The 20937-nt window shown below is 71.1% G+C and carries 22 protein-coding genes and 1 pseudogene; 14 read left to right on the forward strand and 9 right to left on the reverse strand.

Going from position 1 to position 20937, the window contains the following annotated elements:
* The first annotated feature begins 5 nt into the window (after positions 1-5).
* Positions 6-893, forward strand: coding sequence for a DUF5936 domain-containing protein (locus ACFWWU_RS11250; RefSeq protein ID WP_384142373.1), 888 nt, complete (start codon positions 6-8; stop codon positions 891-893).
* A 160-nt stretch (positions 894-1053) separates the two neighbouring features.
* On the opposite strand, the gene ACFWWU_RS11255 is transcribed toward ACFWWU_RS11250, so the two are convergent.
* A complete protein-coding gene (locus tag ACFWWU_RS11255; protein WP_384142376.1) occupies positions 1054-1236 on the reverse strand; it encodes a hypothetical protein in 183 nt (60 codons plus the stop codon).
* Positions 1237-1800: 564 nt separating this feature from the next.
* Here ACFWWU_RS11255 and ACFWWU_RS11260 point away from each other — a divergent pair.
* The 4 genes and pseudogenes from ACFWWU_RS11260 (at position 1801) to ACFWWU_RS11275 (ending at position 3864) form a co-directional block, all read left to right on the forward strand.
* The gene (locus ACFWWU_RS11260) at positions 1801-2013 is read left to right on the forward strand and encodes a Flp family type IVb pilin (protein WP_384142378.1); all 213 of its coding nucleotides are present in this window, start codon (positions 1801-1803) and stop codon (positions 2011-2013) included.
* A 41-nt stretch (positions 2014-2054) separates the two neighbouring features.
* Positions 2055-2639: pseudogene (locus tag ACFWWU_RS11265) on the forward strand (pilus assembly protein TadG-related protein); the annotation flags it as partial.
* A gap of 31 nt (positions 2640-2670) precedes the next feature.
* On the forward strand, positions 2671-3243 hold the full coding sequence (locus ACFWWU_RS11270) for a hypothetical protein (protein WP_384142382.1): 573 nt from the start codon (positions 2671-2673) through the stop codon (positions 3241-3243).
* A gap of 9 nt (positions 3244-3252) precedes the next feature.
* Positions 3253-3864 carry an OmpA family protein gene (locus ACFWWU_RS11275; protein ID WP_384142386.1) on the forward strand — a complete coding sequence of 204 codons (612 nt, stop codon included), beginning with the start codon at positions 3253-3255 and terminating at the stop codon, positions 3862-3864.
* On the opposite strand, the gene ACFWWU_RS11280 is transcribed toward ACFWWU_RS11275, so the two are convergent.
* Positions 3861-4790, reverse strand: a complete 930-nt coding sequence (locus ACFWWU_RS11280; protein WP_384142389.1) for an endonuclease domain-containing protein — start codon at positions 4788-4790, stop codon at positions 3861-3863. The two genes, ACFWWU_RS11275 and ACFWWU_RS11280, sit on opposite strands and share 4 nt — an antisense overlap.
* 164 nt (positions 4791-4954) lie before the next feature.
* On the opposite strand from ACFWWU_RS11280, the gene ACFWWU_RS11285 reads away from it, so the two are divergent.
* Both ACFWWU_RS11285 and ACFWWU_RS11290 read left to right on the forward strand, forming a co-directional pair.
* A complete protein-coding gene (locus tag ACFWWU_RS11285) occupies positions 4955-5317 on the forward strand; it encodes a hypothetical protein (protein WP_384142392.1) in 363 nt (120 codons plus the stop codon).
* 31 nt (positions 5318-5348) lie between these two features.
* A complete protein-coding gene (locus tag ACFWWU_RS11290; RefSeq protein ID WP_384142396.1) occupies positions 5349-6461 on the forward strand; it encodes a mannosyltransferase family protein in 1113 nt (370 codons plus the stop codon).
* On the opposite strand, the gene ACFWWU_RS11295 is transcribed toward ACFWWU_RS11290, so the two are convergent.
* On the reverse strand, positions 6433-6798 hold the full coding sequence (locus ACFWWU_RS11295) for a DUF192 domain-containing protein (protein ID WP_384142399.1): 366 nt from the start codon (positions 6796-6798) through the stop codon (positions 6433-6435). The two genes, ACFWWU_RS11290 and ACFWWU_RS11295, sit on opposite strands and share 29 nt — an antisense overlap.
* A gap of 39 nt (positions 6799-6837) precedes the next feature.
* Between ACFWWU_RS11295 and ACFWWU_RS11300 the strand changes: the two genes are divergently transcribed.
* The gene (locus ACFWWU_RS11300; protein WP_384142402.1) at positions 6838-7575 is read left to right on the forward strand and encodes a prepilin peptidase; all 738 of its coding nucleotides are present in this window, start codon (positions 6838-6840) and stop codon (positions 7573-7575) included.
* A 295-nt stretch (positions 7576-7870) separates the two neighbouring features.
* On the opposite strand, the gene mgrA is transcribed toward ACFWWU_RS11300, so the two are convergent.
* The gene (gene mgrA / locus ACFWWU_RS11305) at positions 7871-8908 is read right to left on the reverse strand and encodes an L-glyceraldehyde 3-phosphate reductase (RefSeq protein WP_384142404.1); all 1038 of its coding nucleotides are present in this window, start codon (positions 8906-8908) and stop codon (positions 7871-7873) included.
* A 127-nt stretch (positions 8909-9035) separates the two neighbouring features.
* On the opposite strand from mgrA, the gene ACFWWU_RS11310 reads away from it, so the two are divergent.
* The 5 genes from ACFWWU_RS11310 to ACFWWU_RS11330 all read left to right on the forward strand — a co-directional run bounded on the left by ACFWWU_RS11310 (position 9036) and on the right by ACFWWU_RS11330 (position 14856).
* Positions 9036-9797, forward strand: coding sequence for an isoprenyl transferase (locus ACFWWU_RS11310; protein ID WP_329621406.1), 762 nt, complete (start codon positions 9036-9038; stop codon positions 9795-9797).
* 306 nt (positions 9798-10103) lie between these two features.
* A complete protein-coding gene (locus ACFWWU_RS11315) occupies positions 10104-11429 on the forward strand; it encodes a PhoH family protein (RefSeq protein WP_384142408.1) in 1326 nt (441 codons plus the stop codon).
* Positions 11430-11790: 361 nt separating this feature from the next.
* A complete protein-coding gene (locus tag ACFWWU_RS11320) occupies positions 11791-12534 on the forward strand; it encodes a transglycosylase SLT domain-containing protein (protein WP_384142411.1) in 744 nt (247 codons plus the stop codon).
* Between the two features lie 139 nt (positions 12535-12673).
* Positions 12674-14149, forward strand: coding sequence for an AI-2E family transporter (locus ACFWWU_RS11325; RefSeq protein WP_384142414.1), 1476 nt, complete (start codon positions 12674-12676; stop codon positions 14147-14149).
* Positions 14146-14856 carry a hypothetical protein gene (locus tag ACFWWU_RS11330; RefSeq protein WP_384142417.1) on the forward strand — a complete coding sequence of 237 codons (711 nt, stop codon included), beginning with the start codon at positions 14146-14148 and terminating at the stop codon, positions 14854-14856. The genes ACFWWU_RS11325 and ACFWWU_RS11330 overlap by 4 nt, the downstream gene beginning before the upstream one ends.
* A 72-nt stretch (positions 14857-14928) precedes the next feature.
* Here ACFWWU_RS11330 and ACFWWU_RS11335 read toward each other — a convergent pair whose 3' ends face one another.
* Together ACFWWU_RS11335 and ACFWWU_RS11340 are read right to left on the reverse strand one after the other, a co-directional pair.
* Positions 14929-15459, reverse strand: coding sequence for an alkyl hydroperoxide reductase (locus ACFWWU_RS11335; protein WP_317598739.1), 531 nt, complete (start codon positions 15457-15459; stop codon positions 14929-14931).
* A 6-nt stretch (positions 15460-15465) separates the two neighbouring features.
* The gene (locus tag ACFWWU_RS11340; protein ID WP_024758658.1) at positions 15466-16020 is read right to left on the reverse strand and encodes a peroxiredoxin; all 555 of its coding nucleotides are present in this window, start codon (positions 16018-16020) and stop codon (positions 15466-15468) included.
* Between the two features lie 134 nt (positions 16021-16154).
* Between ACFWWU_RS11340 and ACFWWU_RS11345 the strand changes: the two genes are divergently transcribed.
* On the forward strand, positions 16155-17129 hold the full coding sequence (locus ACFWWU_RS11345) for a hydrogen peroxide-inducible genes activator (protein WP_384142421.1): 975 nt from the start codon (positions 16155-16157) through the stop codon (positions 17127-17129).
* Between the two features lie 101 nt (positions 17130-17230).
* On the opposite strand, the gene ACFWWU_RS11350 is transcribed toward ACFWWU_RS11345, so the two are convergent.
* The 3 genes from ACFWWU_RS11350 to ACFWWU_RS11360 are packed head-to-tail and all read right to left on the reverse strand — an operon-like array spanning position 17231 to position 20804.
* Positions 17231-19603, reverse strand: a complete 2373-nt coding sequence (locus ACFWWU_RS11350) for an FtsX-like permease family protein (RefSeq protein ID WP_384142424.1) — start codon at positions 19601-19603, stop codon at positions 17231-17233.
* Complete coding sequence (locus ACFWWU_RS11355; protein WP_384142427.1) at positions 19600-20283, reverse strand: ABC transporter ATP-binding protein; 684 nt, start codon at positions 20281-20283, stop codon at positions 19600-19602. Before ACFWWU_RS11355 ends, ACFWWU_RS11350 begins: the two co-directional genes overlap by 4 nt.
* Positions 20280-20804 carry a PadR family transcriptional regulator gene (locus ACFWWU_RS11360; protein WP_384142430.1) on the reverse strand — a complete coding sequence of 175 codons (525 nt, stop codon included), beginning with the start codon at positions 20802-20804 and terminating at the stop codon, positions 20280-20282. Before ACFWWU_RS11360 ends, ACFWWU_RS11355 begins: the two co-directional genes overlap by 4 nt.
* Between the last annotated feature and the right edge of the window lie 133 nt (positions 20805-20937).

The following is a 20937-nucleotide window of genomic DNA, read 5'->3' on the forward strand; positions in this document are numbered from 1 at the left end:
GCGCCATGGACCTCCTTCTCGCCCTGCTCGCCGGGCTCGCCGTCGCCGGCATCGCCTACGGCCTGCGCCTCTACCGCGCCGACGCCCGCCTCCCCGACGACCTCAAGCTCGCCCTGGAGGTCGGAGCCACCCGTACCGGCGCGGTGGACTCCGCCGTCGACCGCCTCGGCATGCGCTACTCGCCCGCCGTCCTGCGCCTCATGGGCCCCAAGCGGGTCAACGCCGTACGCCGCCGCATCGACCTCGCGGGCAACCCCGGCGGACTGACGATCGACCGGTACGGGGCGAGGCGGGCCGTCTACGGCTTCCTGGGCGTCCTGGGCGGCCTGCTCATGCTGGGCAGGGGATCGGTCCTCGTCGCGCTCCTCCTCTTCGCGTTCGGCGCGTTCTGGACGGAGGTCGGCATCTGGTCGGCGGTCCGCATCCGCAAGGACCAGATCGAACGCACGCTGCCGGACTTCCTGGACGTCCTGGCCGTCGTCGTCTCGGCCGGCCTCGGCTTCCGCCAGGCCCTGGAACGGGTCGCGGAGCAGTACGCGGGCCCCTGGTCCGACGAACTCCGCATCACCCTGCGCCAGATGGACATGGGCGTCAGCCGCCGCCAGGCCTTCGACGAACTGCGCCGCCGCAACGACTCGGAGCAGGTGGCGCAGTTCGTCACGGCCCTCCAGCAGGGCGAGGAGCTGGGCGCCCCGATCGTCGACACGCTCATCCAGATCGCCAACGACATGCGACGGACGGACGCCCAGAACGCCCGCCGCAAGGCGGCGAAGGCGGTCCCGAAGGCCACCATGGTCATCACGACCCTGATGGTCCCGGCGACGATGATCCTCCTCGGCGCGGGCCTCTTCCTGGGCACGGGCACCGACTTCGGCTCGGTCACGGGCGAGTGAGCCCGCATCGCTGAAGCCGCCCGCGCCTCCCGGCTCGACCGCGCCGCGCCGCGCCGCGCCGCCACGGACAACGACGATGCCGGTGCCGGGCCGCTGTGCCGGTTCCGCGAACCGGATCAGGCCATGGCCGAGCGGGCCCGGATCACCGTGGGGCGCGCGCTCAGCGGCCGCCACCGCCCCGGCGCCGGTCCCGGTCGTGGAACAGGTCGAGCACGTCCGGCACGGGCGGGAAGTCCGGCGCGCACTCCGGGCAGGCGTGGACGTTGAATCCGGGCCCGGAGTTCTGGTGCACCTCGGAGACGACGACCGGGGCGGTCGTGATCGCGCAGCAGCGCACGCACATCCGTACGGGCTGCCGCGCCGCCCGCGTGGTCGCCTCCTCCGGGTACGGCCACGTCGCGGCGAAGGCGTCGCGGTGCGCGCCCTCGCGTCCGGCGGGAAGCGCGCACGGTGGTCGATGACGGCCGGGACGGCCCTCACCGGGCTACCGAGCGCCGCAGAGCTCGGGGCCCGGGACGGTCGAGATCGCCATCACGCCACCCGGGTGGCGGGACCGACGCCTGACCTAGGGTCACGACGGCGGCGGCAACTGTCTCAATCTCACCGCAGGTTGACGAACCTGCTTCGCGCGCGCAACCGCATGTGACAGAGTGCGGACCGAGTGTGAGAGAGGTGGGGGTGACGGGACTTGATTGCCATGGGCCTGAACGATCAGCGGATCGCCGCGACTTGCTCCAACGCCTTCGCTGAACTCCACACCGCCACGCGCGCCGAGGCCCTAGCCTTTTGGCTGGGCACCAGGCCGACCCGATGACCGGCACCAGGTGGGCCCACGGGCCCTGTGAGCCGACACGACCACCGGCTCACCGTGCCGGTGCGCAGGCGTCTGAACGCGGAGGGGACCACGATGAACGACGTGATGCTGAAGGCCGTGACCAAGGCCAAGGTCCGGGCATGGAGTTGGACGACAAGGTCCACGAGGGACCGCGGGCAGACGGCGGTGGAGTACCTCGGGATCATCGTGGTGGTGGTGGCGATCGTGGTGGCGATCACTGGCACGGATATCGGCAGCTCGATCAAGAACGCCATTACGCAGAAGATTGCCGACCTGACGAAGTAGCCCGATCGGCACGGCGAAGCGGGGATTCGGGCCAGGCGTTTCCTATCTACATCGCTGTCGTGGCGGGTCTATTGTTTCTCGCGCTCGCCTACTTCTTGGTGGGGCAGGCGGCCTTCGCTCGGAACAGCGCGCAGACAGCGGCCGACGCAGCGGCGCTAGCAGCCGCTCAGGATGCTCGGGAGCAGCTGCGGGACGACTGGCTTGAAGTAGCCCTCGTCCCTGAACAGTGGGCTGGCTTCCTTCAAGGGACGGCGTACGTCGATCGCTCTGCGTGCCAGCAGGCGGGTGAGTTCGCGGCCCGGAATCAGGCAAACCTCTCAGGGGACGGCTGTGAGCCTCTCGCCTCCTGGGGGTTCCGCGTGACGGTACGCACAACGGGCTCTGAGTCGCAGCAGGCAACGGCGTCTGCTGAAGCAGTGATCGAGCCGCGCTGCACGTTCACGCTGCAGGAGCCCACTTCGGAGCCGACTCCCACGCCATCGGCACCCGGTGAGGGCGAGGGGGAGGAAGAAGAAGAGGGCCCGATCGAGGGGCTCGATTGCAACGGAGACTCCTGGGAGATCGATCCCGAGAACCCGACCTTGCCCGGCGCCGTCGACCTCTTCACGGTCCGATTGTCCGAATGACCTGCGACGACGAGTAAAGGAAGCGCGCTTCATGAACGTTCGGTACGCACGACGAGGGTTGACCCTCCTCGCGGTGACGTCGGTGGCTCTCCTTGCGGTCGGCTGCGGAGCTGAGGAGAAACCGAAAGCGGACAAGCCGGCAGCGGTTTCATCCGCGCCTCAGAAGGATGCGACCACGCAAGGTTCGCAGGAGGTCGCGGAGCCGACGGAGACACTGGCTGTCCTCAAAGGGCAGAAGGGCGTGGAGCTCGTGATCAACTCCGCGGAACGTGACTCGGGAGGTTTCCTGACGGTCAAGGGCCAGTTGAAGAACACCTCGGATTCGGCTGTTGCCCTCCCCTCCCAGATGAGGGGCGACGAGACCGAGGTTGTGAAGCACGGCAACTCTCTGGGTGGTGCAACGCTTGTCGACTCCGTGGGTAAGAAGAGGTACTACGTTCTGCGGGACACGGACGGGCGACCGCTGACTACCTCGGCGCTCGACATCCTCCCGGCAGGGGCGGCGGCCGACGTATTCATGCAATTCCCCGCACCCCCCGCCTCCACCACCGACGTCTCGTTCCAGCTCCCCACCTTCGAACCCGCCACCCTCAAACTCTCCTGAGGCGACGCCATGACGACGACGAACCGCCGCCTGGCCGCCCTGGCCCTCGTCTCCGTGGGCGTCTGGCCGCTCACCATGCCCACCGCGCACGCCGACGATCCGCCCGGCTCCGCCGGCATCGCCGCTGCGCCGCCCGCCATCAACGCCAACGCGCCCGCGCTCATGCTCCCCGACGGCGCCACCCTCGCGCCCGCCAAGGTGCTCGACATCAAGCAGATCGTCGAGGAGGAGGGCGGTGCGGAGCGCCGGCAGGACACCAACGTGGACGTGACCTTCGCGCTTCAGGCCGAGGTCCTGTTCCCGAAGAACAGTGCCAAGCTGAGCCCCGCCGCCACCTCCCGCATCGCCGCCATCGCTGCCGAGGTCAACAAGCTCGGCTCCGGCCGCGTCCGGGTCTTCGGGTTCACCGACAACCTCGGGACGTACGAGCACGGGCTCAAGCTCTCGAAGCAGCGCGCCGTCGCCGTGCAGCAGGTCCTCGCCCGGAGTCTCGACCCCGGGACGGCCTTCGACGTCCGGGGCTACAGCGAGGACTATCCGATCGCGGACAACGCCTCCGAGGAGGGCCGCAAGAAGAACCGGCGCGTCGAGGTCTCCTTCCCCCGGACGACGGCCCCTTAGCGGGAGAGGGAGGTCAGGGCCGTCCGGATCGTTCGCGTCATGCGGTCCGGGGTCGTGAAGACCTCCCTCGCCGTGAAGCGCAGGACCCGGCGGACCTCCGGGCAGGACTGGAGCGCGTTGAAGCGGGCGACGTCCCGTTCGTGGGCCCGGCGCGTGCCGTGGAACGCGTAGCCCTCCACCTCCACCGCCAGGCCCGCCTCGCGGAAGAGGAAGTCGGGGCGCAGGGTCCCGCCCTCGGGTGTGCGGAGCGGGGGCTGAGACTCCGGGAAGAGCGCCGCGTCCCGTATGCGGAGACGGGCCACCGACTCCGCCGGGGAGCCCGAGGCCGGCTCGGTCAGGCGCAGCCAGGCGCGGGCCCTGGGGCCGCCGGGCCTCGGCGCGGCGAGTTCGGCGGCCAGCTCCTCGTACCGGACGAGCGCCTCGCGCCGTACGCCGCCGACCGCCCTCCGCGCCAGCGCCGAGTCCGCCGCCACGACCGCCTCCTCACGGCTGCCGCAGCTCCGTATCAGGTCGCCGACCGTCCGTGCTGGGGTCGTCACCCGCAGGCCGCGCCGTATCGCGCAGTCCCCGTCCGTGAGGGAGGACGTGGAGCGGACCCGTATCAGGGCGTCGTGCGTCGAGCGGGACGTCGCCGGTGCCGTGAAGTCCAGGAAGGCTGGGTCAACGGTCCTGCCCAGCACTTCGATGCGGTGCAGTCGCGCCGCCGTCCCGTGGCTGCACACCAGCTCCGGGCGCAGGAGCTGGAGCGCCGTCGCACGCACCCGCCAGTCCACTTCCTTACCCGGTGCCGCCCACGCGCCCCGGCAGATCCCCTGCCACCCGTCCCGGCGCAGGCGCCCCGCCAGCCGGCCCCGGGACCAGCCCGCCGCGACCGCCCACACCGTCAGGAGTACCCCGCCCCTCGCGAGGATCGCCAACTCGTACATACGCCCAACGATCCACGGAAGAGCGACACTTCGCACCCCCTGTGGAAAACCCCAAGAAACTCGTCGTCAGGAAAGTGCAAAAGTGACGGGACGCACGGGCGGCGGAGGAGCATCCTGGATCGGAGTACCCGACACCACAGGGACCGTTCCGAGGTGGGCTGCCGATGACATCGACGCCGAGTGTCCAGCTGGTCAGTGATCTCGTCACGCGGATTCCCGAGTTCCGGGGCGCCTACGAGACCCATGTCATGACACAGGGCGGCGTCCTGCCGCACGTCTTCTTCTGGGACGTCGTCCAGGGCACCGTCCGCTCCTTCCTCGGCGAGGACCCGACCGCCGCCGACTGGCGCCGCACGCTCGACTTCCTGGAAGAGCAGTGCTGTCGCGGTGTCATGGGCATCGACGAGGTCATCGTCACCTCGTTCCTCGGCGACCTGCCCTCCCCTCAGGAGCCCGGCCACGCCATCGTCCGGCAACTCGGACCCGTTCTCTCCGCGAAGTTCGTGCGGATAAGGCCCCTTGGGTGAGACGTAGGGCGACCTCGGGATAATCGGACGCATGTTCCTGCCCCGCCGTCCCACCAGCCTCTCGCGCCCCACCCTCACCGCCCTCGGCGGATACGTCGCCACCCGGCTCATCGGCCTCGCCGTCCTCGCGATCGCCGCCGCCGCGACCGGCAAGGACGGGCTGCACCGGCTCAAGGGCCGCTGGGACTCCGTCTGGTACGTCCGCGTCGCCGAGAACGGATACGGGTACGAGGTCACCCTGCCGAACGGCGCCGTCCACTCCGACCTCGCCTTCTTCCCCCTCCTCCCCGCCCTGGAGCGGGGCCTCTCCACCGTCCTCCCCGTCGACGCGGCCACCGCCGGGCTGGCCGTGTCCTGGACAGCCGGCCTCGCCGCCGCCGTGGGCATCTACAAATGCGGCGCCCACTTCGCCGGCGAGCGCACCGGCGTGCTGCTCGCCGTCCTCTGGGGCGTGTACCCGACCGCGTTCGTGCAGTCGATGGCGTACACGGAGACCCTGTTCACCGCCTTCGCCGCCTGGTCGCTGTACGCGGTCCTGCGCGGCCGGTGGATCCTGGCCGGCGCCCTGTGCGCCGCCGCCGGGCTCACCCGGCCGACGGCCGCCGCGCTGATCGCCGCCCTCGGGATCACGGCCCTCGTCACCCTCGTACAGGAGCGGAGGCTGCCGCTCCGGACGGTGGCCGGTGTGCTGATCGCCCCGCTCGGCTGGCTCGGATACGTCGTGTACGTCGGCGTCCGCCAGGGCAGCGCGACCGCCTACTTCGACGTCCAGGCCGCCTGGGGCAACTCCATCGACGGCGGCATCGCCCTCGCCCGCTTCATCGCCGGCCTGCCCTGGCCCGCCGCCCTCGGCCTGTGCGCGGCGCTCGCGCTCCTCGGCTGGCTCGTCGCCCTCTGCGTACGGCAGAAGCAGCCGCTGCCGCTGCTCGTCTACACGATCGGCGTCGTCCTCGTCTCCCTCGTCGGCGCCGCCTACTTCGGCTCCCGGCCGCGCCTGATGATGCCCGCCTTCGGGCTGTTGCTCCCGCCCGCCGTGGCCCTCGCGCGGCTCAGCACCCGCACCGCCGTGCCCGTCCTCGCCGGGCTCGCGCTCGCCTCCGCCGCCTACGGGGCGTTCACCCTGCTCGGCTCGGGCCCGCCGTGATCCGTACGGAGACGCCCGGGCACAGCCCCCACGCCTCCATCGCGCCCGCCTCCGCCTCAAGCACGTGCCGGCCGCGCGGCCTGACCATGCCCAGACGCCCCGGCCGCATCGTCACCACGGACAGGACCCGGAGCGAGCGGTCCAGATAGGCCACGTCGATCGCGAACCGCATGCCGAAGGTGTGCACGCTGTTCGTCCGCGTGATCAGCAGCGCCCCCGCGATCCCGTCCCGGCCGAGCAGCCCCCGCCGCCGCGCCCGGTACGACGCCGCCACCTCCAGCGGAACCGACTGAGCGGTCACCACCAGCGTTCCCGGTCCGTCCTCCCATTTCCCCATGCGCCAGACCGTAGCCGCACGGGCCCCTAGGGTCGGTCCGTGTACGTCACGCTGATCGCCGTCGCCGCCCTGTGGGGGGCCGCCGTCGGGCTGCTCGTCCCGCGCGCCACGTACCGGCTGGCCGTGCCGGCCGAGGAGCCGTGGCGCGACCGGTGTCCCGCCGGGCACCCGCTCGTGGGACCCGCGCGCGGCTGGCTCGGCGGGCCCGGGCGGCAGGGCTGCGCGACCACCCCCAGCCCGCTCGCCGCGCCGCTCCTCACCGCCCTCGCCTGCGCCGCGCTCGCCGCGGCCACCGGCGGGCCCCGGCCCGAGCTGGCGGTCTGGCTGCTCGGCGCGCCCTTCGCGGTCCTCCTCGCCTGCGTCGACGCCCGCGTCCACCGGCTCCCCGACGGGCTCACCCTGCCGCTCGCCGCCACCGTCCCGCTGCTCCTCGGCGGCGCCGAGCTCCTGCCGTACGACGCGGGCTCCTGGCTCGGGGCGCTGCTCGGCGCGCTCGCCCTCGGCGGGTCCTATCTGGTGCTTTTCGTGATCAATCCGGCGGGACTCGGCTTCGGCGACGTCAAGCTGGCGCTTCCGCTGGGCGCGGCCCTCGGCTGGTACGGCTGGGGCGTCCTGTTCGCCGGGGCCTTCGCGGGCTTCCTCCTCGGCGCCGTGTACGGCCTCGGGCTCGTCCTGCTGCGCCGCGGGGGCCGCTCCTCGGCGATCCCCTTCGGCCCGTTCATGCTGGTCGGAGCTCTGCTCGGACTGCTCCTCGGGGCGTTCAGCGCGATCCCCTGAAGTGTGCGTGCGTCAACGCCACGCCACGACGGAACCCCGCCGCCACGCCGGGGCGCAAACCCGCCACACGGCCTCACAGCCCTTGTCCCGACCGGGATCCGGGAAATCCAGGGCGGTGAGTTCCGTGCACCTGGCGCGCAGCACGACTATCGAAGGGTTATGGTGGAAACCCCCCCTCGGGCCGGTCCGTATCCCCCCCACGGACCGGCCCGTTTTTTTCTTTCCCGCCGTATCGGCCGCCGCATCGGTAGCCGCATTGGCCGCCGTATCGGCCGCCGGATCCGGCGGCCAGGCGTCAGCCCCGGCCGGCCCAGATGTTCGTGCCGTCGGTGTCGACCGCGAACGAGTCGATCTCCTTGAGCTCCTCGTCCGTCAGCGGAGCGGCCGCGAGCGCCGCCACGTTCTCCTCCAGCTGGGCGACGCTGGACGCGCCGATCAGCGCCGAGGTCATCCGCTCGTCGCGCAGCACCCACGACAGCGCCAGCTGCGCGAGCGACTGCCCGCGCCGCTCCGCGATGGCCGCGAGGCCGCGCAGACGCCGCAGCACCTCGTCGGAGAGCAGGTTCGGGTCGAGGGACTTGCCCTGGGTGGCCCGCGAGCCCTCCGGGATGCCCTTCAGGTACTTGTTGGTGAGCAGCCCCTGGGCCAGCGGCACGAAGGAGATGCAGCCCATGCCGGCCTCCTCCAGCGTGTCGAGGAGGCCGTCGTCCTCGGTCCAGCGGTTGATCATCGAGTACGAGGGCTGGTGGATCAGGGCCGGGACGCCCATCTCGCGCAGGATCCGGGCCGCCTCGGCGGTCTGCTCGCTGTTGTACGAGGAGACGCCGACGTACAGCGCCTTGCCCTGCTGCACGGCGGAGGCCAGGGCCCCCATCGTCTCCTCCAGCGGGGTGTGCGGGTCGAAGCGGTGCGAGTAGAAGATGTCGACGTAGTCGAGGCCCATCCGCTTCAGGGAGGCGTCGAGCGAGGACAGCAGGTACTTGCGGGAGCCCCACTCGCCGTACGGGCCGGGGTGCATCTCGTAGCCGGCCTTGGTCGAGACGATCAGCTCGTCGCGGTAAGGCGCGAAGTCCTGGGCGAAGAGCTTGCCGAAGTTCAGCTCGGCGGAGCCGGGCGGCGGTCCGTAGTTGTTCGCCAGGTCGAAGTGGGTCACGCCGAGGTCGAAGGCGCGACGCAGGATCGCGCGCTGGTTGTCCAGCGCGCGGTCGTCGCCGAAGTTGTGCCAGAGGCCGAGCGAGATCGCCGGGAGCTTGAGGCCGCTGCGGCCCGTGCGGCGGTACTCCATGGCGTCGTAGCGGTCCGCGGAGGCGCGGTACAGGGGGGAATCAGTCACGTATCTCTGCTTATCACGGACCTGTGACAGTCCCGGGCTGGGAGCCTGTCGCCCGTGCGCAGTAGTGTGGCGGCTTGCGGACCGCCGCTGCCGGGCGGACCGCCGCTGCATGGAGAGGTAAAGAACAGTGAACCTGCGCGACCTGGTGTACGGGCTCTACGCACGCCGGGTGGAAGGCCGCCTCGACCACGCCCAGGTGCCCAAGCACATCGGCGTCATCCTCGACGGGAACCGGCGCTGGGCCAAGGCGTCCGGCGGGACCCCCGAGCAGGGGCACAAGGCGGGCGCGGACAAGATCCAGGAGCTGCTCGGCTGGTGCGCCGAGACGGACGTCGAGGTCGTCACGCTCTGGATGCTGTCCACGGACAACCTGAACCGGCCCGAGGAGCAGCTCGTCCCGCTGCTCGGCATCATCGAGAACGCCGTGCGCGCGCTCGCCGCCGACGGCCGCTGGCGCGTCAACCACGTCGGCACGATGGACCTGCTGCCCGCCCGTACCCAGTCCGTGCTGAAGGAGGCCGAGCAGGCCACCCACGCCAACACGGGAATACTGGTGAACGTGGCGGTGGGCTACGGCGGCCGCCAGGAGATCGCGGACGCGGTCCGCTCGCTGCTCCTGGAGCACGCGGAGCGGGGGACGAGCTTCGAGGAGCTAGCCGAGATCGTCGACGTCGAGCACATCTCGGAGCACCTGTACACGCGTGGTCAGCCCGACCCCGACCTGGTGATCCGTACGAGCGGCGAGCAGCGCCTCTCCGGATTCATGCTCTGGCAGAGCGCCCATTCCGAGTACTACTTCTGCGAGGTCCACTGGCCGGCCTTCCGCAAGGTCGACTTCCTGCGGGCCCTCCGCGACTACGCGGCCCGGCACCGGCGCTACGGCACCTGAGCCTTCCTGGTCAAACGTAGGACACACCCTCTCGGAACCGATCACCTCGTGTTCACGAACACGTCGTCATATGCCATGGCATGGCATGGCTGGTTCGAGGGCATATCCCTGGTGAAGTGAGCGGCACGGAGACCGCCACCCGGGAGGCCCCTTGCACCAGGACGACCGTGCGGGACACGTACGGGAGAAGCGGAGGGCCGTGGTTCGGCCCGTGCATCGCGGCCTGAGCCCGGTCCCATTCCGTAGCGACACCGGTTCCGTCGCGCCCCGACCTCACAGGGGTCTTCAGAGGGGGTCTGTCCTTCCGTGGTGACCAGCACGAAGCGCCGACTTAACGACCGGCGCACCTATGTTCTCGACACCAGCGTCCTGCTGGCCGACCCCAACGCGATGTCCCGGTTCGACGAGCACGAAGTGGTGCTCCCGATCGTCGTGGTCACCGAGTTGGAGGCCAAGCGGCACCACCCCGAACTCGGCTACTTCGCCCGGCAGGCCCTGCGCCTGCTGGACGACTTCCGGGTGAAGTACGGACGCCTCGACGCCCCGCTCCCCATCGGGGAGCTCGGCGGCACCCTGCGTGTCGAACTCAACCATTCCGACCCCGGCGTACTGCCCGCCGGCTACAGGTTGGGGGACAACGACTCACGGATCCTCGCGGTCGCGCGCAACCTCCAGGCGGAGGGGTACGACGTCACGGTCGTCTCCAAGGACCTGCCGCTGCGCATCAAGGCCTCCTCGGTCGGTCTCCTCGCGGAGGAGTACCGCGCCGAACTGGCCATCACGGACGCCAACGGCTGGACCGGGATGTCCGAGCTCGCGCTCTCCGGGGAGCAGGTCGACCTGCTCTTCGACCAGGACACGCTGTACGTGCCGGAGGCCGCCGAGCTTCCCGTCCACACGGGCCTGGTGCTCCAGTCCGAGCGCGGCAAGGCGCTCGGCCGGATCACCTCCGAGGGGAACGTCCGGCTGGTCCGCGGCGACCGGGAGGCCTTCGGGCTCCGCGGCCGCAGCGCCGAGCAGCGGATCGCGCTCGATCTGCTCCTCGACCCGGACGTCGGCATCCTCTCGATGGGCGGCCGGGCCGGCACCGGCAAGTCCGCGCTCGCGCTCTGCGCGGGCCTGGAGGCGGTCCTGGAGCGCCGGCAGCACCAGAAGGTGATGGTCTTCCGCCCGCTGTACGCGGTCGGCGGCCAGGAGCTCGGCTACCTGCCGGGCAGCGAGGCGGAGAAGATGAGCCCCTGGGCTCAGGCGGTCTTCGACACGCTGTCCTCGGTCGCGAGCCGCGAGGTCATCGAGGAGGTCCTCGGGCGCGGGATGCTGGAGGTGCTGCCGCTCACCCACATCCGGGGCCGCTCCCTCCACGACGCGTTCGTCATCGTGGACGAGGCCCAGTCCCTGGAGCGGAACGTCCTGTTGACCGTTCTGTCCCGGATCGGGGCGAATTCGCGGGTCGTGCTGACCCATGACGTCGCCCAGCGCGACAATCTCCGGGTCGGCCGGTACGACGGAGTCGTCGCCGTGGTCGAGAAACTGAAGGGGCATCCGCTCTTCGCCCACGTCACCCTCACCCGCTCCGAGCGCTCCCCGATCGCCGCGCTCGTGACGGAGATGCTGGAGGACGTTCAGATCTGACCCGTTTCGTACGCATCCGTACGCGTACGACAGTTGGCGCCGCCCGGCAAAGCGCAGGAGCTTAGCCGGGCGGCGCTCTCCTGTCCGCTGCATCGTCAAAAACACCTGCGTCTGCCGAGGTGTGAGCTTTCACACGCAACACAGAATTGCCTTGCGGTGCCGCCGTCCGGCAAAGTCTTGCTTCCGTCAGGCCCCGCATACGGCACACGTGCACCTTCAGAGGCGCACACCCCATGAACAACTCAACAGCCGTCAGCCGTATGCCGCCCACAGCATCACGGGCCCGTGTCTTCAGTGACCCAGTACGTCGGAGACCAGCGCCAGGGGCACGATTTCGCCCGCGTGGTCACCTATGCGGGCGATGCTGGAAGGAAACCGTGTGAGCCGGATCTCGGTCCGGGGATTCGCGGTGGCTTCGGCCACTGCGGTCACCACCGTCGGCGCCGTCGTCGGCGTTGCCTCGGGCAACGCCGTGCAGGCTTCGGAAGACAACTTCGAGGCCACCGCGGCCGATACCACGCTGCTCGCGGACATCCCCGCGGGCGAGCAGGCCCAGGTGCAGGTCTCCTCGCTCTCGGAGCAGGCCGACGTCCAGGCCGCTGCCGCCGACGCCACCGCGAAGAAGACCGCGGAGGAGAACGCCCGGCTCCGCGCCGCCCAGGACGCCGAGGCCAAGAAGGAGGCCGCCGACAAGGCCGCCGCCGAGGCCAAGGCCGAGGAGGAGCGCAAGGAGCGGGAGAAGGAAGAGGCCGCCGAGCGCGCCAGCCGTTCCGCGGTCCGCGACGCCTCCAGCTTCTCCGCGCAGGGGTCGTACTCCGTCGCCGAGGTCAAGGCGATGGCCCGCCAGATGATCCCGGCCTCGCAGTTCCAGTGCTTCAGCAACATCGTGGACCACGAGTCCACCTGGAACTACCGCGCGGTCAACCCGTCTTCGGGCGCCTACGGCCTCGTGCAGGCCCTGCCGGGCAGCAAGATGTCCTCGGCCGGCGCCGACTGGCAGACCAACCCCGCCACCCAGATCAAGTGGGGCCTCAGCTACATGGACGGCCGCTACGGCAGCCCCTGTGGCGCCTGGTCGTTCTGGCAGGCCAACCGCTGGTACTAGTACCGGCGTGCTCAACCTCCGGGAGCCCCTCACCGTCCTACGGTGGGGGGCTCTTGCGCGTAGGCGTGTAGGTTGCGAAGGCCCATGAGCTTCCGGGGAGCGGGTGGGTCGAAGGACGAGCGGGGGGAAGAGGAAAGAGATGTCGAGACTGCCGGGATGGCTGGGACGGCTGGGCGAGAGCCTGAGCCGCATGGGTGAACGCCTGGACGAGCGCAGGGCCGAGGCGGAGGCCGAGGACGAAGCCGGGCGCGAGGCCGGGCGCGAGGTCGGGCCTCCCGCGCCGGGCGGCCTTCCGCGCGAGGACGCGAACGCGAACGCCGCCGTGCCCGAGCGGCCCGCCCCTTCGGACGTCGACACCGCCCCACCCCCCTCCACGGTCTCCACGGCCGAGGAGGCCCCGGACGGAGCCGGCCGCTCCGTCCCCGCCCCTCCCGCGTACGCCCCCGCCGTCGCCGCCCGCCCCGACCCCGTCGCCGCGATCCCCTGGGGCATGCGCGTGGCCGCGGAGGCGAGTTGGCGGCTCCTCGTCTTCGCGGGCACGGTCTGGGTGCTGATGAAGGTGATCAGCTCCGTCCAGCTCGTCGTCCTCGCCTTCGTCGCCGCGCTGCTCGTCACCGCCCTGCTCCAGCCCACCGTCGCCCGGCTCCGCACCATGGGCATGCCGCGCGGTGTCGCCACCGCCGTCACCGCCGTCTCCGGCTTCGTCGTGATGGGCCTGGTCGGCTGGTTCGTGGTCTGGCAGGTCATGGACAACATCGACAACCTGTCCGACCAGATCAAGGACGGTATCGAGGAGCTCAAGCGCGGGCTGCTCAACAGCCCCTTGCACGTGACCGAGCAGCAGATCAACGGAATCGCCAAGAACCTCAGCGACTCCGTCGGTGCCAACGCCGAGCAGATCACCTCCGTCGGCCTCCAGGGCGTCACGGTCGTCGTCGAGACGATGACCGGCATCCTGCTCGCCATGTTCTCGACGCTCTTCCTGCTCTACGACGGGAAGAAGGTCTGGGAGTGGACGCTCAAGCTCGTCCCCGCCCAGGCCCGGCCCGGCGTCGCGGGAGCGGGGCCGCGCGCCTGGCGCACCCTCACCGCCTATGTGCGCGGCACGGTGCTCGTCGCCCTGATCGACGCGGTCTTCATCGGTCTCGGCCTCTACTTCCTCGACGTGCCGATGGCCGTGCCGCTCGCCGTCTTCATCTTCCTGTTCGCCTTCATCCCGCTGGTCGGCGCGGTGATCTCCGGCGCCCTCGCGGTCGTCGTCGCCCTCGTCACCAACGGCCTGTTCACCGCGCTCATGGTGCTCGTCGTCGTCCTCGCCGTGCAGCAGATCGAGGGCCATGTGCTCCAGCCCTTCATCCTCGGCCGCGCGGTACGGGTCCACCCGCTGGCCGTCGTCCTCGCGGTCGCGGCCGGCGGTCTGACCGCGGGCATCGGCGGTGCCGTGGTCGCCGTCCCGTTGGTGGCCGTGTCGAACACGGTGGTCGGCTACCTGCGCGCGTACAGCACCGAACAGGCCCTGCGCAGCACACCGGAACCGCGCGGCGCGACCGCGTTCGAAGTGGCCCCGACCCCGGCACCGGGCTCGGGGGCCGTCAAGGGGGAGAAGAGCACGTGATATCCGAGCCGGAACTGGACGGCGGCGACGGCTTCGTCACCTCCGAGGTCCTCACCGAGACCCCGCCGCCCGCCCCGCCCCGCCCGCCCCGCACCCGCCGCCCCTGGCTGTGGGCGCTCGGCGGCGCGGTGGCGGCGTCGGCGGCGTGGGGCGGGGGGGTCTACGCGTACGAGAAGCGCCAGGACGGGGGGCCGGACATGCGCGGGTACAAGAGCGTGGAGAGCCTGTGCAAGACGGCGGAGCTGAAGGCGCTCGTCGGGGTCCTCGGGAAGCGTTCGTCGGACAGCACGGCGGACAGCGGATCGAACAGCGGAGAGGACGGAGCCAGGGATCCGGTTCTGGACATCGCGAACTGCTCGCTGACCTTCGGACCGCCCGAGACCGGCTACAGCGGGGACGTCACGTACACCCGGCATCTGGTCACCGATCCCGGGCCCGAGTTCGACGCCGTGGCGAAGCGCTTCGGCGCGGGGGAGCCGTACGAGGGGCTGGGGGAGAAGGCGTACCTTCAGGTCTACGAGGACCAGGGGGCGGAACTGCGGGTGCTCGACGGTCAGGTGGAGATCACGATCAGCTTCAGCACGATGTCCAGCTGGAACGAGGACACCGGCGAGGTGATCCGGGACACCAAGCCGATCGACCTCTCCGGGATCGAGGTCCCGCTGGCCCAGGACATGCTCGCCCTCATGACCGCGCTCAAGAAGTAGCCGTACCGGCATGACGGAAGGGCCCCGGGGCGCGAAGCCCCGGGGCCCTTCTCGTACGACGGTCATGCCTTACTAGGCGAGGACCGCTTCCGCGTCCAGCGTGACGCCGACGGCCTGGATCACCGCGGCGATCTTCACGGCCTCCTGGATCGTCTCGCGGTCGACACCGGCCTCGCGCAGGACCTGCTCGTGCGAGTCGAGGCACTGGCCGCAGCCGTTGATCGCGGAGACGGCCAGCGACCACAGCTCGAAGTCGACCTTCTCGACGCCCGGCTTGCCGATGACGTTCATCCGCAGTCCGGCGCGCATCGTCCCGTACTCGGGGTCCGACAGCAGGTGCCGGGTTCGGTAGAAGACGTTGTTCATCGCCATGATCGCGGCGGCGGACTTGGCCGCCTGGTACGCCTCGGGCTTCAGGTTGGCCTGGGCCTCGGGCTCCAGCTCCTTGAGGACGATCGGCGAGCGCGAGGCGATCGCGCAGGCGAGGACCGTGCCCCAGAGCTGCTGCTGCGGGAGCTCGCTGTTGCCGATGACCGAGCCGAGGTTCAGCTTCAGGTCCTTGGCGAAGTCCGGTATGGCTGCCTTGAGTTCGTCGAGAGCCATCTCAGATCACTCGCCCGAGAGCAGCGCGGCAGCGTCGAGGGTGCCCTCGCCCTTGTTCCAGTTGCACGGGCACAGCTCGTCGGTCTGCAGGGCGTCGAGCACCCGCAGGACCTCCTTGGGGTTACGGCCGACGGAGCCGGCGGTCACCATGGTGAACTGGATCTCGTTGTTCGGGTCCACGATGAAGACGGCGCGCTGGGCGAAGCCGTCCTCGCCGCGAACGCCGCAGTCGCTCATGAGCTCGTGCTTCGAGTCGGCGAGCATCGGGAAGGGCAGGTCACGCAGGTCGGCGTGGTCCTTGCGCCAGGCGTGGTGCACGAACTCCGAGTCGCCGGAGACGCCGAGGATCTGGGCGTCGCGGTCCGCGAACTCGTCGTTCAGCTTGCCGAACGCGGCGATCTCGGTGGGGCAGACGAAGGTGAAGTCCTTCGGCCAGAAGAACACCACGCGCCACTTGCCCTCGTAGGCCTTGTGGTCGATCTGCTCGAACTCCTTGCCGCTCTCCAGCGACACGCAGGCGGTCAGGTCGTAGGTGGGGAACTTGTCACCGACAGTGAGCACGCGCTCTCCTTGCGAAACGGGAAGGGTCCCTTTTGGGGTCTTCCGTGGGGGTTGGACGTGTTCACAGCATGGCACGGAGTGCATTGATCAGTGAAATAGCTAGAGTGGGTCGTGTTGATCGAAGGTGGTTATCAGTGGCATCCCCGTACACCCCGCCCTACAGCCCGCACCGAGGCAAGCAGCCGAGTCTTTCGCAGCTCAGAGCCTTCGCCGCGGTCGCCGAGCATCTGCACTTCCGCGATGCGGCGGCGGCCATCGGCATGAGCCAGCCCGCGCTCTCGGGCGCGGTTTCGGCTCTCGAAGAGGCACTCGGTGTCCAGCTCCTCGAGCGTACGACGCGGAAGGTGCTGCTCTCGCCCGCGGGGGAGCGGCTCGCGGTCCGTGCGCGGGCCGTCCTCGACGCGGTCGCCGAGCTGATGGAGGAGGCGGAGGCGGCCCAGGCGCCGTTCACCGGGGTGCTGCGGCTCGGGGTGATCCCGACCGTCGCCCCGTATCTGCTGCCCACCGTCCTGCGGCTCGTCCATCGCCGCTACCCGGACCTCGACCTCCAGGTCCACGAGGAGCAGACCTCCTCGCTCCTGGAGGGCCTCGCGGCCGGGCGGCTCGACCTGCTCCTGCTCGCCGTGCCGCTGGGCGTGCCCGGCGTCACCGAACTGCCGCTCTTCGACGAGGACTTCGTGCTCGTCACCCCGCAGGGGCATCCGCTGGCCGGACGGGACGACATCCCGCGCGAGGCCCTCAAGGAGCTGCGGCTGCTGCTCCTTGACGAGGGGCACTGCCTGCGGGACCAGGCCCTCGACATCTGCCGCGAGGCCGGCCGTACCGGCGGCGCCGAGGTCACCACCACCGCGGCCGGCCTCTCCACCCTGGTCCAGCTGGTGGCCGGCGGCCTCGGGGTGACCCTGCTGCCGCGCACCGCGGTGACCGTCGAGACCGCCCGTAACAGCGCCCTGTGGACAGGGCTGTTCACGGAACCGGCGCCCTCGCGGCGGATCGCCCTCGCGATGCGGACGGGCGCGGCCCGGCACGCCGAGTTCGAGGAGCTGGCGGAGGCGCTGCGGGGCGCGATGAAGGGGCTTCCGGTACGCGTCGTGGGCGCGGGTTCCTGACGCCCGTCCCCCCGTACCCCCTGCACGCGCGGTGGGCGCGGGTTCCCGAAGCCCCCCGGCTCCAGGTACCCGCGCCCACCGGCGTACATCCGCTCGACGGATTACTCCGTGCGCAGCCCGTCCGCCCGCATCAGCCGCCACAGGACCGGCATGCTCAGGAGCGTCACGGCCGCGATCAGTCCGAGCCCGATCCCGGCGACCGGCAGGAAGACCCACCAGTCCTGGACCCGCTGCCCGCCCATCTTCAGCAGGACCACCCCGAGACCGAGCCCGCCCGCCACGGCGAGGACCAGACCGAGGGCGATCGGGATCGCCGTCTGCCACAGCACCGACCAGCTCAGGGTCGAGCGGCGGGTGCCGAAGGCGACGAGCGAGGAGAGCAGCCGCCTGCGGTCCCTGAGCTGCTCCAGTGTCGCGACCAGGAGCGAGGCCGCCACCAGGAGCATCGTCAGGGTGGAGCCGACCAGGATGCCCGTGCGGACGCTGGAGAACGCGGCGTCCCGCTGGGTGTCCTGCAGGGTGCGGACCCAGGACGTCGGATCGATGGCCGCCGCCGTGTTCCGTACGTGCTCGGCGGCGTCCGGCACGGCCGGGTCGAGCCGGACCATGGTCTGCGCGTCGGGCTCGTCGAGCAGCCCGGCGTCGATCGCCGACGGGGTGGCGAGGACGCCGTACTCGTACATGCCGGTCGGGTCGGGCCGGGAGTCCACGATCCGGGCGGTGGCCGGGATGCGCCACTCCGGCACCTTGTCGCCCTCGGGGCGCTTCGGCGCGTCCGGGTGCGGATACGGGTCGCGCAGGGCGACCACGGCGCCCGGGCGGGCGGCGCTGGTGACCCGGCTGTCGTCCGGACTGCCCTGCGCGCCGTGGGCGAGGAAGACGAAGACGTCGCCGTCCGTGCAGGAGGGCAGCGTCGCGTACTCCTTGAGGGAGGCGCAGTCGCCGACCCGGAGCGAGGCCATCGGGGCGAACTCCTCGCCTTCCTTGAGGGGCCCGGTCCGCCACACGTTCGACTGGACGATGCCGATCACCCCGGTGACGCCCTCGGTCCGCTCGACGCGGGCGATGATCCCGCGGGCCTCGTCGACGGTCCGCGCGTCGGCGCCGATCGCGATCTGGGCGCGGGACGTGTCCTGGCCCGTGAGCTCCGTGAAGTCCTTCTCCATCGCCTGGAAGAGCATCTGGAGGGCGATCGCCCCGGTCGCCGCGACGACGATGCCGCTGACCGCGCGGGCTGCCGTCCCACTGCTCAGCTGGAGTCTGCGGACCGCCAGCTGCCAGGCCACCGGACCGGCGTGCAGGCGCTTCACGCAGGCCTCGACGAGCCACGGGAGGAGCGTGGTGAGACCGATCAGGGCGAGCGTGGTGCCGGCCGCGATCCCGACGGTGTCGACGCTCGTCTGGGTCACCGAGACCTTGCCCATGAGCGGGACGAGCAGCGCCGCGCCGGCCGCCAGGAGCAGCAGCCGCCACCACACCCGGCGGCGGCGGGGCGTGGAGACGCGGACGACCCCGAGCGGCTCGATCGCCACGCCGCGCAGCGCGAAGAGCGTGACCACGACCGAGGAGACCGGGACCGCGACGAGGACGATCACGGCGAGCGCGGTCATCGGCACGACGTCGGAGGGGTAGGCGTTGACGTCCCAGATCGTGAAGGACCCGGCGAACCGCCGTGCCACCGCGAAGAGTCCGAGGCCCACCAGGAGACCGAGCAGCGCGCCCGCGAGGGACTCGCCGGCGGCGATCCGGCGGGTCATCGCCGTGTCCGCGCCGACCAGCCGCAGGGCCGCGAGCCGCCGGTCGCGCTGTTCGCCGCCGAAGCGGACGGCGGTCGCGATGAAGACGAGCACCGGTAGCAGCAGGACGACACAGGCGACGATGACGAGCAGGATCAGGAACGCGTTCAGCGGTTCCTCGGGCACCGACCAGCCGTAGCGCGTGCCGCGCCCGTCGAAGTTGTCGGTGGTGAGGAAGTCGACCTGGGCGAGGTACCGCAGCTCGGCCGGGCCGATGAGTCCGGCCGGGCCGATCGTCCCGGTGACCTTGTAGGGGAGCCGCTCCTTGAGGAGGGCGCCCTCGGGGGAATCGAGCAGCTCGCGGAGTGCGGGGGAGACGGCCATCTCGCCGACGGCGGGCAGTGTCGCGGTGCCCGGCGGGGCCGGGGGCGCGTCGCCCTCGGGGCGCACCAGCAGACCGGTGACGACGTCGTCCCGGTAGACCGTCGTCCGGCCGAGGTGGAGGAAGGAGTCGGGCCGGGGCGAGTCGATCTGCTGGCTGCCGTCGACGGCGCGCTCGGACTCCCGTACCTCCCGCTGGAACGTCATGTTGGGCAGCGAGACGGCGACGAGCAGCAGGGCCACGCCGAAGCCGACCCCGGTGGCGGTCAGCAGGGTACGGAGGAGGCCGGGGCGTCCGCCGGTGACCGCGAACCGGCCGCCGAGCGCCAGGTCGCGGGCCCAGGTGGCAAGGCTCATGCCGCCCACTCCGCGTCCCGTACCGAGCCGTCCCGTACGACGATCTCCCGGTCGGAGTAGGCGGCGACGCGGGCCTCGTGGGTGACGAGGACGACGGCGGCACCGGTGTCCCGGGAGGCGTCGGTGAGCAGCCGCATGACCCGCTCGCCGTTGAGGGAGTCGAGCGCGCCCGTCGGCTCGTCGGCGAAGATCACCCGCGGGGCGGAGACGAGGGCACGGGCGACGGCGACGCGCTGTCCCTGGCCGCCGGATATCTCGCCGGGGCGCTTGCCCGCGACGGTGTCGACCTCCAGGCGGGCGAGCCACTCGGCGGCCCTGGCCTCGGCGGCCTTCCGGCGCTCGCCGTTCAGGCGGAGCGGGAGGGCGACGTTCTCCACGCAGGTCAGCTCGGGGACGAGCTGGCCGAACTGGAAGACGAAGCCGAAGTCGGTCCGGCGCAGGGAGCTGCGCGCGGTGTCGGAGAGCGCGGTGAGCTCTCGCCCGTCGTAGGTGATCGTGCCCGCGTCGGGCCGCACGATTCCGGCCAGGCAGTGCAGCAGCGTGGACTTGCCGGAGCCGGACGGGCCCATCACGGCGACGACCTCGCCGGCCCGGAGGGAGAAGTCGGCGCCCGCGAGCGCCGGGGTGGAGCCGTAGGCCTTGTCGAGGCCGGTGGCCCGCAGGAGCGGGGCGGTGTTCATCGGCGGACCTCCTCGGCGAGCCGGTCGAGACGGGCGGCGGTCAGTTCCAGCCAGCGCAGATCCGCTTCCAGGTGGAAGAGGGCGTGGTCGCAGATGAGCTGGTCGGCGAGGTCGCCGTCCTTCTTGCGCCGGGTGAGCTCGCGCATCAGCCGCAGGTGCTCGGAGCGCTGGGTGTCGAGGAGGTCGGCGGCCCCGCGGCCGGTGAGCAGCGCCAGGACGACCTTGGTGTAGAGCGTGGACTGGAGGTACGGCTCGGGCTTCTCGGGGGTGGCGAGCCACGAGGCGACATCGGTGATGCCGGCGTCGGTGATCGCGTACCGCTTGCGCTCGGGCCCGCCGCCCGCCTCGACGCCGTCGACGACGACCAGGCCGTTCTTCAGGAGCCTGGACATGGTCGAGTAGACCTGGCCGTAGTGCAGGGGCCGGTCGTGACCGAACCGCTCGTCGAAGGCGCGCTTGAGGTCGTAACCGTGGCGCGGTCCGGATTCCAGGAGACCCAGAAGGGTGTGACCGATGGACATGCGCGTCACTGTACACGGGGTGTATACGCACGATGCATAGTGGTCGGGAGCGGCGTGGAGCGTTCCTCGCGGCCTGATCTCGATTGCTGCGGGCGCGCAACCATCGGGCCCGTTCGAGCGTCGGTTCCTCTGG

Source organism: Streptomyces sp. NPDC058650 (assembly GCF_042717315.1).
Lineage (GTDB): Bacteria > Actinomycetota > Actinomycetes > Streptomycetales > Streptomycetaceae > Streptomyces.